Source organism: Sphingobium lactosutens (assembly GCF_013393185.1).
Lineage (GTDB): Bacteria > Pseudomonadota > Alphaproteobacteria > Sphingomonadales > Sphingomonadaceae > Sphingobium > Sphingobium lactosutens_A.
The window spans coordinates 1-14,366 of sequence record NZ_QJQX01000063.1 but is presented as its reverse complement, the minus strand read 5'-3'; the positions used below and the strand labels follow the sequence as shown (position 1 = coordinate 14,366).

General features: G+C 62.5%; 9 protein-coding genes and 1 pseudogene. 6 read left to right on the top strand and 4 right to left on the bottom strand.

Annotation, left to right across the window (positions count from 1 at the left end):
- The first annotated feature begins 800 nt into the window (after window positions 1-800).
- The 3 genes from DM806_RS18095 to DM806_RS18085 are packed head-to-tail and all read left to right on the top strand — an operon-like array spanning window position 801 to window position 5,013.
- Window positions 801-1,889 (top strand): glycoside hydrolase family 68 protein, encoded by a 1,089-nt coding sequence (locus tag DM806_RS18095; protein WP_179044612.1) that lies wholly within the window; start codon window positions 801-803, stop codon window positions 1,887-1,889.
- Complete coding sequence (locus DM806_RS18090) at window positions 1,886-2,800, top strand: ROK family protein (RefSeq protein ID WP_179044567.1); 915 nt, start codon at window positions 1,886-1,888, stop codon at window positions 2,798-2,800. Before DM806_RS18095 ends, DM806_RS18090 begins: the two co-directional genes overlap by 4 nt.
- Window positions 2,800-5,013, top strand: a complete 2,214-nt coding sequence (locus tag DM806_RS18085; RefSeq protein WP_256869378.1) for an alpha-galactosidase — start codon at window positions 2,800-2,802, stop codon at window positions 5,011-5,013. Before DM806_RS18090 ends, DM806_RS18085 begins: the two co-directional genes overlap by 1 nt.
- Before the next feature lie 4 nt (window positions 5,014-5,017).
- On the opposite strand, the gene DM806_RS18080 is transcribed toward DM806_RS18085, so the two are convergent.
- Entirely contained in the window at window positions 5,018-6,562 is a 1,545-nt protein-coding gene (locus DM806_RS18080) for a putative 2OG-Fe(II) oxygenase (protein ID WP_179044566.1), read from the bottom strand.
- A 190-nt stretch (window positions 6,563-6,752) separates the two neighbouring features.
- Here DM806_RS18080 and DM806_RS18075 point away from each other — a divergent pair, with 190 nt between their 5' ends.
- Window positions 6,753-9,263 (top strand): TonB-dependent receptor domain-containing protein, encoded by a 2,511-nt coding sequence (locus tag DM806_RS18075; RefSeq protein WP_256869377.1) that lies wholly within the window; start codon window positions 6,753-6,755, stop codon window positions 9,261-9,263.
- A 97-nt stretch (window positions 9,264-9,360) separates the two neighbouring features.
- Here DM806_RS18075 and DM806_RS18070 read toward each other — a convergent pair whose 3' ends face one another.
- Together DM806_RS18070 and DM806_RS18065 are read right to left on the bottom strand one after the other, a co-directional pair.
- Window positions 9,361-10,374, bottom strand: coding sequence for a LacI family DNA-binding transcriptional regulator (locus tag DM806_RS18070; protein WP_179044564.1), 1,014 nt, complete (start codon window positions 10,372-10,374; stop codon window positions 9,361-9,363).
- Between the two features lie 52 nt (window positions 10,375-10,426).
- Window positions 10,427-11,740 carry an MFS transporter gene (locus tag DM806_RS18065; RefSeq protein WP_179044563.1) on the bottom strand — a complete coding sequence of 438 codons (1,314 nt, stop codon included), beginning with the start codon at window positions 11,738-11,740 and terminating at the stop codon, window positions 10,427-10,429.
- A gap of 126 nt (window positions 11,741-11,866) precedes the next feature.
- Here DM806_RS18065 and DM806_RS18060 point away from each other — a divergent pair, with 126 nt between their 5' ends.
- Both DM806_RS18060 and DM806_RS18055 read left to right on the top strand, forming a co-directional pair.
- Window positions 11,867-12,163 (top strand): hypothetical protein, encoded by a 297-nt coding sequence (locus tag DM806_RS18060; protein WP_179044562.1) that lies wholly within the window; start codon window positions 11,867-11,869, stop codon window positions 12,161-12,163.
- A 497-nt stretch (window positions 12,164-12,660) separates the two neighbouring features.
- Window positions 12,661-13,086: pseudogene (locus DM806_RS18055) on the top strand (integrase core domain-containing protein); the annotation flags it as partial.
- Window positions 13,087-13,261: 175 nt separating this feature from the next.
- Here DM806_RS18055 and DM806_RS18050 read toward each other — a convergent pair.
- Window positions 13,262-14,287 carry an IS110 family transposase gene (locus DM806_RS18050; protein WP_179044561.1) on the bottom strand — a complete coding sequence of 342 codons (1,026 nt, stop codon included), beginning with the start codon at window positions 14,285-14,287 and terminating at the stop codon, window positions 13,262-13,264.
- Window positions 14,288-14,366: the final 79 nt, after the last annotated feature.

Here is a 14,366-nt window from a genome sequence, read left to right as displayed (position 1 = left end):
CCCTCGCGGCCGACCATTCAGAAACTTGTGCTGGAGGCGTGGCGTCCGGTATTTCATTGCGGCGACATGGACGCTGGCGATGTGCGGATTTTCCGGCATCTTGAATGCGCATTGGCTGAAGGATCGGTCGCTTTGCAGCCGCATATGATGGATGCTGAACTACTGCGTCGTTTTGGCCAGCGGTCACAACGCAAATTGGGTGCGATGGGAGATCTGCAGGGAAGCGCAATCGAGTCTTTGGCAAAGGCTGTGATAGAGAAGCTTGTTCATGAACAGGAAACCTTCGATCCCTGTCGCCCTGTCGCCCTGTCGCCCTGTCGCCCTGTCGCCCTGTCGCCCTGTCGCCCCTGTCGTGGATTTTCCGACCTCTGCCACTTGATCTGGTGTCGGTCTCCTGTCGCATAGCCGGTGATGCACAGGCTTGAATTCCTAGCCTTCCTCACACGGCAGGCTCCGTTCGACCGCAGCCTAGCGTCCGCTAACCTACACATCCGACCCCCAACATGCCTTTCCGCTCCCGGCCACATCGGTGGTCAGAAATCAAATAGCTGACGGTCCGCAACTAGGATCGGAAAAATTGCCGTTGAGCGTCCAACAAAGGTCGATGGCGGGAACGACTGCAGCCTTTCGAATTAACTTTCCAACTATCTATTGCAAACGTTTGCGCAACGCTATACGGTTCGCAATGAAGCAGTTTGGGATGGGTGTTTGAGCGCGACCAGGCTTGTTTCTATCTTGGGGAGGATGTCGTTGGGACTGCACGCTTGACGGCGTCCTCCTCCCATGAAGAGGGCGCCGATGTGACGATATTCTGGACAGCTGCGCATGTTGCTGCAATTCTCCCGTCACCGATCGCCATCGCCCCAATCACCGACCAGGATTTCGCCCCGGTCGCATTTGATTTGGGCATTTGGGATGCGTGGCCGATCCAGCGCCGGGACGGTGAGCCCTTTACCAACGCGTCGGGAGGCGAGCTTTGGATGGCGCTTGGCGCCCCCCGGTTTGATGATCCAGACGCGCGCCACGGTCATGCACGTATTCATCTGCTCCGCCACGAGGATGGCGGCTGGTCCGATCTTGGGCCGGCCATGCCAGATGGCTTTTCTCCGGGAAGCCGGGAATGGTCTGGATCGGCCATCGTCGATGAGGCGACTGGCGATGTGATCCTCTATTTCACGGCTGCTGGGCGGCGTGGCGATAATGGGCTGACCTTTGAGCAGCGCATGTTCAGCGCGCGGGCCAGTCTTGGCGATGACGGTTGCCTGGCGGATTGGCGCGACCTGTGCGAAGTGATCCCGCCCGAGCCCGACTGGTATATGGCGACCACGGGTGGTGGCGCCATCGGTACGATCAAGGCCTACCGCGATCCCGCTTATTTTCGCGATCCTGCAGATGGTCGCCATCATCTGTTTTTCGCCGGCTCGCTTGCGGGATCGACATCGGCGTTCAACGGGGTTGTCGGGGTTGCCACCGCCCCGGCGGATCGCCCGGACGACTGGACTGTCGAACCGCCGCTGATTGTCGCGGACGGCATCAATAATGAACTGGAGCGGCCGCATGTCGTGTTCCATCACGGCCGCTATTATCTATTCTGGTCGACTCAAGCCCATGTGTTCAATCCACAAGGGCCGACAGGGCCGACCGGCCTGTACGGCATGGTCGCCGATACATTGAGCGGCCCCTGGCGCCCGATCAATGACAGCGGCCTTGTCTTCGCCAACCCGGACGAGGCGCCCGCACAAAGCTATAGCTGGATGGTGCTGCCTGATCTGCGCGTCACCAGCTTCGTCGACAATTGGGGGGGAGGGGCCAAGCGGCGGTTCGGCGGCGCCTTTGCGCCGTTCGTCCAGCTGTGGCTTGATGGCGATGCGGCCGGAGTGGTGGCATGACGCGCCCTTTGATCGCGGGCGTCGAACTGGGCGGGACCAAGGTTTTCGTCCTGCGTGCACGCGGAACGGAGATTGTCGAGCGGCGATTGGTGCCGACGACGACACCGGACGCGACATTGGGCGCGGTGCAGCAAACCCTGACCCGCTGGTATGCGGAAGAGGCCTTGGCTGCGTTGGGCATTGCATCTTTCGGCCCCTTGCGGCTCGACAGGAATGCCCATGACTTTGGCCGGATGCTGCCCACGCCCAAGCCCGGCTGGAGCGGAGCGGACATTTTCGGCGCCTTGGCCGGGGCGCTGCCCTGTCCGGCGGCGATCGATACCGATGTGAATGCGGCTGCATTGGCCGAGGCGCGCTGGGGTGCTGGCACGCAGGAACAGGGGCGGTCCGACTGCCTCTGCTACCTTACCATCGGTACGGGGCTGGGCGGCGGTTTTGCCCTGAATGGCAAGACGCTGCATGGCGCGATGCATCCTGAACTCGGGCATATCGCCATTCGCCGAGCGGAGGGGGATGATTTTCCCGGCGCCTGTCCTTTTCATGGCGACTGTATCGAAGGGCTGGTTTCTGGCCCCGCACTGGCCAAACGTTTTGGCAAGCCGGGCGACCAGATCGATGCCGACGATCCCAGATGGGATCATGTCGCCCATGACCTTGCTCAGCTCGTATCAACTATTCTGCTCATGACGGCAGCGCGGCAGGTGCTGATTGGCGGCGGCGTCGGGATGGGCCGTGCAAATCTGCTCGATCGGGTCCGGGGCAAGGTTCTGGTGCAACTGAATGGTTATCTGCCGTTTGTGACACCGGACACTATCGCTGCGATCCTGCGTACTGCCGAGTTGGGAGATCAGGCAGGGCCGCTCGGCGCTGTCGCGCTGGCACTTGATGCCTTGGCGGAAAGGCAAGGATGATGACTATGCCGTCCGTTCGATCATTGTGCCTGGCGGCCGCCGCCTTCACGGCTCTTGCCTATCCCGACGTCCTTTGGGCAAAGGTCAGCGCAACAGCGGATGGCCGCATGATGCGGCTCGATGGCGGCGGCGTGACCTATGCCATGGGGGTGGATGAACAGGGCTATCTCCAGCCGCTCTATTGGGGCGCAACGCTGGACGAAAAGGCGCCACTCGTCGCCCGGCATCCCACCGAATTGTCGGGCTTCGACCCGGCCGGATCGATCACTGCGCAGGAATATGCCGGGCAGGGGGAGGGGCTGGTCAGCGAACCGGGCATCAAGGCGGTGTTCGCCGACGGCAATCGCGACCTGGTCCTCAAATATCGACGCCACACCATAGCCGGTGAGACGTTGACCGTGGAACTGGCCGATATCCGTCGGCCCCTTACGGTCATGTTGCGCTATGCGATCGATCCGACGACCGGCGTAATCGCCCGATCGGCCAGTGTGCGCAATGGCGACAGCAAGCCGGTGCGCATCGACCAGATCGCAGCGGCGACCTACACGCTGCCGGTCGGCAGCGACTATCGCCTCCACTATCTGACCGGCCGCCATGCGTCGGAATGGTCGCAGGTGGAAACGTCGGTGACGCCAGCCCTGACTGTCTTGGAGAGCCGTCGGGGATCGACCGGCCATGGCAATCAGCCCTGGTTCGCGCTGGTCAAGGACGGCAAGAGCAGCGAGACGGATGGTCCGGTCTGGTATGGGGCGCTGGCCTGGTCCGGTTCCTTCCGCCTGTCAGTCGGCCTCGACAATCTCAGCCGGCTCCGGATCAGCGGCGGCTACAACCCCTATGATTTCAGCTGGACGCTAAAGCCGGGCGAAAGCCTGGATACGCCGGTCTTCTACACGGGCTATACGAGTAAAGGGATGGGCGACGCCTCGCGCCGCTTCCACGCCTTTCAGCGCGCCGCGATCATCCCCGGTGGCGCCAAGGCCAAGATCCGGCCGGTCCTCTACAATAGCTGGGAAGCGACGACCTTCAACGTGACCGAGGCCGGGCAGATGGCATTGGCCGAGAAGGCGGCGAAGATCGGGGTGGAACGCTTCGTCGTCGATGACGGCTGGTTCGGCGCGCGCGACGACGACAAGGCGGGCCTGGGCGACTGGACGGTCAATCCGCGCAAATTCCCCAAAGGCCTCAAGCCTTTGATCGACCGGGTGAAAGCGCTGGGCATGGATTTCGGCCTCTGGGTCGAGCCGGAGATGGTGAACGTCAATTCGGACCTCTACCGCGCCCATCCCGACTGGGTGCTGAATTTCCCCGACCGGCCGCGCACCGAAGGCCGCAACCAGTTGGTCCTGAACCTCGCCCGGACCGATGTGCGCGATCATCTGCTGGCCGTGCTGGACCGGCTGGTGGGCCAGAATGATATCGCCTTCCTCAAATGGGACTATAACCGCAACTGGACCGAGGCGGGCTGGCCCGAAATGGCGTCGGAGGATCAGCAGCGGGTGCAGGTCCAATATGTCCGCAACCTCTATTACATCCTGTCCGAACTGCGGCGGCGACATCCGGGGCTGGAGATTGAGGGTTGCTCTGGGGGCGGCGGGCGCATCGACCTTGGCATCATGGGCCTGACCGACCAGAGCTGGACGTCGGACAATACCGATCCCTATGATCGCCTGATCATTCAGGACGGCTTTACCCAGGCCTATGCGCCGTCGATCATGATGGCCTGGGTTACAGATAGTCCCAATTGGGCGAACGGGCGGGAAACCAGCCTCGACTATCGCTTCCTATCCGCCATGCAAGGGAGCCTGGGTATCGGCGCCAATCTGGATCATTGGCAGGATGCGGATTTCGCCACGGCCACGAAATGGATCGCCGCCTACAAGTCCATTCGCGACATCGTGCAGCGCGGCGACCTTTACCGGATCGCGCCTCCCCGGCCGGACGCGGCGATGTCGGCGACCTTCCATGTCGCCCCGGACAAGCGCCGGGCCGTCCTGTTCCAGATGCTGCACAGTTCATCCTTCCGCGACAATGTCGAGGCGTTGCATCCGGCGGGCCTCGATCCCGTGCGCAGCTACAGGGTGCGGATGCTGGACGGATCGGCCTTGCCCGACGGCGTACCGGCGGAGGCCAGCGGCGCCTACTGGATGGAACAGGGGCTGCGCGTGAAGCTGAAGGGCGATTACAGGGGCGCGGCCTATCTGTTCGAAGGCTGATCCGTCAGCGGCGCGGTGGGCTGATGTCGAAGGCGATCGACAGCCGTTCGCCATCCGCGAATGGCACGGTGCCGTGCCACAGGGTGGAAGGGAACAGGATCAGGCGGCCGACCCTGGGTTCGATCTGGCGATAGGCCTTCAGGTCCAGCCCCAGCTCTGGCGGCGGCGTGCCGAACCGCAGCCAGCCCGATGGTGCGTCACCCATCGCCGAAATGTCAGGCAAGGCGATATGCAGCGCCGAACTGATCCAGCCGACCGGATGGGTATGTGCGGCATGAAAACCCTGGGCGGAAAGACGCACGGACCAGCTTCCCGCAAATTTCACCTCGCCGCGTGGCGTTCCGAGTAGCGGATGGCCCGGTTCTTGGGGTGGCAGGCGACTGATATAGTCGCGCACTGCTGCCTCGATGGCGGCGCGGGTGCGCTGCATGATCGGTTCATGCCGGAACAGCAGCGGCCGGTCGGTCTGCGTTCCGCCGCGCACCGACTGATCGGGATAGGGTGAAGTGGCGGTGTGGAGTGTGCGGAGAAGGTCGGCAAGGTCCGATAGTTCCTGCGCGTCCAGGCCGATGTCGACCGCGCGGATCAACTGGTCGGGTCGATCGAGCCAGGCCGCCCGATCATCTCCCAGCAAACGCCAGCCGATGGAAAGATAGGGCCAGAATAGGGGCGCGGACGGGGAACGAAGTTGGGCGAAGGCGATTTCTACCGCCTTGTCCGGTGCGCCGCAGCGCAGTGCGTGGCGGACACGGGCAAGCGCCAGACCGGAATCGTGCCGGTCGGCCAGCCCGTCGAACAGGTCAGGCTTGTCCGCCGCAGCACCCGATTCCGCTTCGAGATAGAGGCGCGCAACCTCCAGCGCGCTGGACTCTCCGCAGGCGCGTGTCGCCTCCCCCAATGCGGCGCGGGCATCATCCCATCGCTTCGCCTTGGCCAGCCAGTGAAAACGGCCAAGATGGAGTGCCAGATTGCGCGGTTCGGCGCGCAGCGCCTCCGCAAAGCCCCCATCCTCCTGCCCATTCGCCCCGGCAAGGCGGTGTAATGTAGCGCGGTAGGTCTGGCCCTCGACCCAGCCCGGTTGATCCTGAAGCGCCGCCGCCATCAGCGCCAGCGCCGCATCGCTGTCCCCCTCCGCCGTGAGTGCGCCGGCATGGCCACGGACCAGCGCCAGATCCGAAGGAGCGAGCGCACGCGCGACAGTGAATTGCGCAGCGGCGTCGCGCCCGGTTTCAAAGCGCAACTGAGCGAGCAGCGCCTGCGCCGGCGGATTGTCCTTTGCCAAGGCCGCAGCGCGCTCGGCCGCAAGCAGCGCCGGCTCATGCGCCTGCGCCTCGCGCAGGACCAGCGCCTTCAACCAGAGCAGGCGAACATGGTCGGGCCAGCGAAGGCAGGACTGTTCCAGCGTTGAGGCCAGATCCTCCCCGGTCCCCGACCGAAACGCCGCAAAGACGGCCGACTCGATCGCTCGCAGCCAGTCGTCGGTCTCGGGCGCAGAAGGCGACGCCGGCTGAGTGGAAGCAAGATCGGCTGGACTGCCCCGATACTCCATCCTCTGCCTGACCTCCCCTGTTTTCGCCGTCAAAACAACCGTTATTGACTGGCACTATAGCAGCATGCCTAAATCTTGCGAGATGAAATGCAAACGTTTGCTGAAATATGTTGCAAAGGTTTGCGGGGCGACATATGCAGGCATTCAACCGACCGCGAAGTGATGCGCGGCGGCCCTTAAGGAGGGGATGATGAAGACCAGCATTCAGCCAAGCCGCATTTCCACGTTCGCGCTGGCCATGGCGTGCCTTGGCGGGCCTGCCCTGGCGCAGGACGCCGCACCCGCCGACACGCAAGCCCCCGCTGCGGAGGAACGCGCGCCCATCAGTGGCGAAGATATCGTCGTCACCGCAGCGGCCGGCGACAAGTCGCGTTTCCGATCGTCTATTTCGGTGTCGCAGGTCAGCCAGGAAGCGATCCAGAATTTCACGCCGCGCTCCGAAGCCGAAGTGTTGCGCTCCATCCCCGGCCTCCAGCCCTCCGATACGGCGGGTCCGGGCGGCAACGCCAATATCGGCGTGCGCGGCATCCCGGTGTCGACCGGCGGCTCGGAATATGTCGCGCTTCAGGAGGACGGCCTGCCCGTCACCCTGTTCGGCGACATTCAGTTCGGCAATAACGATTATTGGCTGCGCTTCGACCAGAATGTCGAACGCGTCGAGGCCGTGCGTGGCGGCTCCGCCTCCACCTTCGCCAGCCAGGCGCCCGGCGCGGTCATCAACTATATCAGCAAGACCGGCGAGAAGGAGGGCGGCTCGATCGGCCTGTCCAAGGGCGTCGGCTTCCGCGAGACGCGTGTAGACTTCGACTATGGCGGCCCGATCAGCGACACGCTGCGCTTCCATGTCGGCGGCTATGCCCGCGAGGGTGGCGGGCCGACCAACGAGGATTTCAACATCCTGCGTGGCTATCAGGTGAAGGCCAACCTCACCAAGGATCTGGGCGACGGCAGGGGCTTTATCCGCTTCAATTTCAAGCGGCTGGATGAACATGCGCCGACCAACACCACCATGCCTTCGCTGGTGACGATCGACGGCAACAAGATCACCGATTTCAAGCCGCTGCCCAACTTCGACGCGCGCGACGGATCGACCTATTCCATCTATCAGCGCAGCTTCCAATATGTCGACAGCAACGGCGTGCTCAAAAATGCTGATGTGGCGGGCATCCACCCCCGCGTCACCTCCGTGGGTGCGCAATTCCATTATGAGCTGAGCGACGCGCTGACCGTCGACAACAGTTTCCGCTACACCGACATGAGCGGCAATTTCACCACCCAGTTCCTGAACGTCGCGACGACCGCCAGCGTGCTGGGATCGACCGTCAACGGCCAGACGGTGGGCGCGATCCGCTATGCGGCGGGGCCAAACAAGGGGCAGGCCTATACCGGCACCTATCTGAACAATAATCCCAACATCAACACGCTGATGAAGGATATGGGCAGCCTGGCCAACAATCTGGCGCTGACCGGCAAGTTCGATGTTGGCGGCGGCAAGGTCACGGTGCAGGCGGGCTGGTTCCACATGAGCCAGAACATCGTCCAGGACTGGCATGTGAACCGTCAATATAGCGCGCTGGAAGGCGAAAATGCCGCGCCGCTCAATCTCTTCTCCACCACCGGCACGCAGATCACCGCTGCGGGCCAGGCGGGCTTCAACGACAATTGGGGCAATTGCTGCGCCCGCAGCGTCGACCTCAAATATACCGACGACGCGCCTTTCCTGTCCGCCAACTATTCGGGCGGCGGCTTCGATCTCGACGCCAGCGTCCGCTTCGACCGGGTGCGCGGTGAAGGCACGGCGCAGGCGGGCGTCATCGGCCCCGATTATGTCGTCAGCGATGAGGTCGGCAGCGCGACCCTGCCGTCTATGTTGCCGGGCGGCGCGATCGAGCGGATCAACTACAAGCGCAGCTACACCAGCTGGTCGTTCGGCGCACTCTATGCCTTCGACAACAGCACCAGCATCTTCGCCCGCGTCAGCCGGGGCGGGCGCTTCAACGCCGACCGGCGCACGCTGGGCGGCAACTTCAATGCCGACGGGTCGCTCAACAGCCAGGGCGCCAGCACGGCCATCAACTTCCTCAACCAGCAGGAAGTGGGCGTGAAGCATCGTGGCTTCGTCGGTGGGTCGGGCAATTATTCGGTGGAAGTCACCGGATTCCGCTCGACCCTCACCGAGAATAATTATGACTTCACCCGGATCAACAATCCGCCGCCCAACAATGACCCGAACATCTCCAACGATTACCGGTCCTGGGGCGTGGAACTGACCGGGCGACTGAACCTCGGCAATTTCCATCTGGCGGTCGATGCGACTTGGGTGAATCCGAAGATCAAGGACAGCGCGACGGCGGCATTGGCCGGCAACCGGCTGGGCGGTATTCCCAAGCTCACCTATCTGATTTCGCCCTCATATGATGCGGGCCTGTTCGCGGTCGGCCTGTCCGCCAGCGGCCAGAGCAGTGCGCCGAACGACGATTTCAACCTCTACACCGTGCGCGGCACGACATTCTTCAACGGCTTCGTGAAAGTGCGGCCGGTCGAAAATCTGGAACTGGGCCTCAACGCCAACAATCTGTTCGACACGCTGGGCTATCGCGGCGGCGGCCAGTTGCTGCCGATCAGCGCGACGACCGGCATCTTCCAGAACAGCGCCGTCTATGGCCGCACCGTGACCGCCTCGATCCGTTACAATTTCTGATCCGATCCGACGCCGGAGCGGCCGTTCCTCCTCTCCGGACCGGTTGTTTCGGCCACCTGAAAGGCCCGGTTCCGTCAAGGAACCGGGCCTCTTCTTGTCAGCTCGATTCCCGCGCCACGATCTCCGGCTCGATCTGGATGGAGCCGACGTCCTCGCCCGCGAGCCGCTGGCACAGCCGCTCGACCAGCAGCGCAGCCCCCCGCTGTATATCCTGTCGGATGGTGGTGAGCGGCGGATTGGACAGCCGCGCCAGCGGCACATCGTCGAAGCCCACCACCGAAAGCTGGTCGGGCACGCGGATATCCTGCTCAGCTGCGGCGGTGATGACGCTCATGGCCGTCACGTCGGACGCTGCGAACACCCCGTCGGGGCGATGCCCCGCTGCAAAATAGTCGGCCGCGACGCGATAGCTGGCTTCAGGCGTCACATGAGCATGGACCAGCTCGACCCGATCCCGCGCCTCGGCCGGCAGAGCGGAGAGAAACCCCTCATATCGGGCAGCAAATTCCGGCACCGCGACATTGCCGAAAAAGGCGAGCTTGCCGCGCTCGCGCTCCAGCAAATGCTTCGCCGCCAGAGCGCCGCCAGCCACATTGTCGGTTCCTACGGTCAGATATTGATTACGCTCGGCATGAGCGCCCCAGATGACGAGCGGGCGATAGTGGCTGGCGGTGCGGTCCAGGACGGCGCTCTGGTTGGACTGGCCGATGATGATGACGCCATCGACCCGGCCAGCCCGGATAAAGGCGTCCAGCCAGTCCTCGCCATCGGGCAGCACGCGGGACAGTAGCAGGTCATAACCGCGCTCGGTCAGTTCGTCCGCCAGAAAGCCCAGCATCGCCATGAAGAAGGGATCGGACAGATGCTGCCCGCGCTCATGCCCCAGTGGCAGCAGCACGGCGATCGCTCCGGTGCGGCCCAGCCGCAGATTCTGCGCGGCGACATTGAGCTGGAAGCCGTGCTTGGCCGCCAGTTCCTGAATGCGCCGCCGCGTATCCTTGTTGAGCGCGCCCTTGGACGTCAGCGCGCGGGACACGGTCGACACCGATACCCCCGCGATCCGGGCAAGGTCGGTTATGCTGCGGACAGGTTCGTCATGATGATCCGTCATATCCTATCATCTAGGCCACTGAAGGGCATGGGACAATCCGGATCGCGGCGCATCAGTTCTTGCGGGGCGTCCTGACCATCAACGTAGCGGCCCCAGCGGCGATCATCATCATACCGCTCATCAACAGGATGTTGCGCGGATCGCTTTCCAGCAGCGGACGGTAGATGACCGGCACGATCAAAGTCTCAAGCAGCATCGGAATGACGATGAACATGTTGAAGATGCCCATATAGACGCCGGTCCGCTCGGGCGGGATGGCATTGGCCAGCATGACATAGGGATTGCCCATCATGCTGGCCCAGCCGATGCCGATGCCGATCATCAGCAGGAACAGGTGCGTATGATCGCTGGTGCCGGGGATGGCCAGCATCGCGGCACCGGACAAGACAACGGCGACGGCATGAATATAATGCGGCCCGATCCGCCGGCTGAGCGGCACCATGGCGAACGCAGCGAGGAAGGCGACGGCATTGTAGAGCGCGCCCGCCTGTCCGGTGAGCAGCACCGCCTGGCGAAAGCCGCTGCTCGCTGGATCGGCAGTGTCGAAGATCGCGCGGGCCAGCGCGAAGCTGATGAACTGCCAATAGGCGAACATCGCGAACCATTGCAGCAGCATCGACAGGGCGAGTTGTCGCATGGCCGTGGGCATTTCGCGCACTGCGGCCATAAAGTCGCGCAGCGCTGTGCCGAAGGATAGGCGGTCGCTCTGCATGCGTGCGATCTCCTCTGGCGGCAGCGGCAACTCCGGCACGCGCAGCACCGACCAGAGGATGGTCGAAATGGATATGACCGCACCGATCAGAAAGGCGATCCGCGTGACATCGGGTATGCCGTTGGCATCGACCAGATCGGCGTCGAAGCCCCACCAGACCAGCAGCGACGGAGCCAGATAGGACAGGGTCTGAGCCAGCCCGGTAAAGGCGCTTTGCGTCAGGAAGCCGACCGATCGTTGGCTTTCGTCCAGCCGGTCGCTGACATAGGCGCGATAGGGTTCCATGGTGATGTTGTTCGCCGCATCGAGCATCCAGAGCAGGCTGGCCGCAAACCAGAGGGTCGGGCTATAGGGCATCATCAGCAGGCCCAGGCTGCACAGCACGGCGCCGATCAGGAAATAGGGCGTGCGCCTGCCCCATCGGCTGACCGTCCGATCGCTGAGCGCGCCGACAATGGGTTGAACGAGCAATCCCGTGACCGGCCCGGCCAGCCAGAGCAGCGGCAGATGCGCTTCATCCGCGCCAAGATAGCGATAGATCGGCCCCATATTGGCCTGTTGCAGCCCAAAGGAGAATTGGATGCCGAGGAAGCCGAGATTCATTTCGACGATGCGTGACAGACGCATTCGTGGTTTGGTGGCTCTGTCCCGCATATGCTCCTCTCCGTCGCCTTTGCGACCTGTCGAACGTCGATCATACAGACGAAATAGCGATATGCAAACGTTTGCTTTATAGGGTTCACTGGAACGACTGCGGGTCTTCATTTTCCAGGAGCCGCAATGGCAACCAACCTGAAGGCCTGCCCAAAAGCTGCCAGCCGGCAAACAGCCACATTTGGGTATGTAGGAGGGAAAGCAGACGGACCGCGCGTACCGCCAATGCGGCGGCTTGGCGTCGGTATCGGCCACCATCCGGTAGAAGGAATATCGTTCCCGAACGCGGAAACGCCGCCGACGATGGGGGCGTTCGACCTTCTGTCCGATGACGGCGGTGCGTTGCCGGTCGTCATGCAGATGAAGGCGCGTGACGAAGACGTCGATAATGGTCTCGGCCGCTGCTGCGCTCGACCGGCTTGAGACGGACAATTTGAAAGCGTTGATCAAACCGCTTGATAGGCCAATTTCTCGGTTACAGGATGAGCAATTATCATAAGGCCCTAGGAACGAGAAATCAGATTCTGAATGGCTGACAAGGTTTAGGGTTTCGGGCGCTTGGGTACGAAAGCCTCCCATGCAGGAATCCGCGGGCGCAGCAGCTTGCCCTATGGAGATTTGTGCTTTCGGTAGGTTCGGTTCGATATGGCTAGTACGTTGATTGACGCGCGACAGCGGCGGAGCGGCAGGGGTTGGGATGCGCCAGAGGCGTGTGCTATGGTTGGCGCCTTCAGGTGGGCGCTGGCCTGATCTCCTCCCCTCCCCCTGAGTGGCCCAGAGACTATGATAGTCTGGACCACGAAAGGGACGATGAATGCCAAGCAAGAAGCACAAGCCGGAAGAGATCATCGGCAAGCTGCGTGAAGTTGATATCGTGCTGGCGCAGGGGGCATCGACAGCCGAAGCCTGCCGGCGGAACGCGGTCAGATAATGGCGCCGAATTTATCGCCAATGCCGTCCAGCAATGGCTGCGGCAGATCGGCGTGAAGACGCTCTACATCGCGCCGGGATCACCATGGGAGAATGGCTATAACGAAAGCTTCAACGGGTCGCTTCGCGACGAACTTCTTAACGGCGAAATCTTCTACAGCCTCGCCGAAGCCAAGGTGCTGATCGAAGCCTGGCGGCGGCATTACAACACCGTGCGCCCGCACAGCAGTCTTGGATACCGGCCACCGGCACCAGAAACGGCGACACCGCCATATCCGGCCTCCGGTTCCGCTTCGCTCCACCTCCACCCGGATATGGCGGCGATGGGCTTAATCCATCTGTGGACGCCCCGATTAACGCAAGTGGTATTTGGAGGTAGGCACGTAGTCGGATGCTGCCATCTGTCCGGCCTCTGATGCAGCGATGATGGCTGCGGGCCCGTATGGGAGTTCGCGGACCGGAACCACATCACTAACGCGTGCTGATGAAGCACGGTGGATTAACCTGGTTCTTCCGATCCCGTCTCGCCGACTGTTGTGCCATACCCTCCTTCGACCGACTACGTTCCGACGACCTCTGGCCCGCCTTGGCTTACGCCGTGGCTGCGACCGGAGCTTTGTAAACTTCATCCTTCGTCAGCAGCGCCCAGACGATCCGTGCCGTCTTGTTCGCCAGCGCAACCGTCACCAGCATGCGTGGCTTGCGCGCCAGCATCTGCTCGAGCCACGAGCCTTTCGCCGCCCCGCGCTTGCTCGCCTGTAGCACTACCGCGCTACTGCCAATAATCAGCAACCTTCGCAGCGTGCGCTCGCCCATTTTCGAGATAGATCCCAGCTTCTGTTTCCCACCAGTTGAGTGCTGACGAGGGGTGAGGCCGACCCAAGCGGCGAAGTCACGCCCCTTGGCGAATGTTTCTGACGGCGGCGCAAGCGCGGTGATCGCCGTTGCCGTGATCGGTCCGATTCCTGGGATCGTCATCAGGCGGCGCGCGACTGCATCCTCGCGAGAGCGCCGGACTATCTCTTTGTCGAGTAGCGCGATCTGCCGGTCAAGCGTTGCCAGAGTATCAAGCAACACCATACACACCGACCGCACCCCTTCGGGCACCGCTGACCGATCGGAGACCAGCGCCCTGAGCGCTTCCAGATGCGCCAAGCCCTTGGGTGCGATCCAACCATATTCTGTCATGTGCCCGCGCAGGGCATTGCCGATCTGGGTGCGCTGGCGGACCAGCAGATCACGCGCCCGGAACACCATCGCGGCTGCCTGCTGTTCCTCAGTTTTCACCGGCACGAACCGCATGCTCGGACGCTGTGCTGCCTCACAGATCGCCTCAGCATCAGCCACATCGTTCTTTTGGCGCTTCACAAAGGGCTTCACATACGCCGGAGCGATCAACCGCACATCATGACCGAGCTTGAGCAACTCGCGCGCCCAATGATGGGCTCCGCCGCACGCCTCCAACACAATTAGGCAACGTGGATGAGCGGAAAAGAAGGGCAACAACTTCGAACGCGTGATCTTCTTGCGCAAAATCGCATGGCCTGACGCATCTACCCCATGCGCCTGAAAAACATGCTTGGCGATATCCAACCCGATTATGCTAACTTCCGACATGGACGCCTCCCTAAAGTGGTGTTCAACACCTCCACTGTGGCACATCGATGCCGTCGGGGGGCGTCCACCCCATCACTAA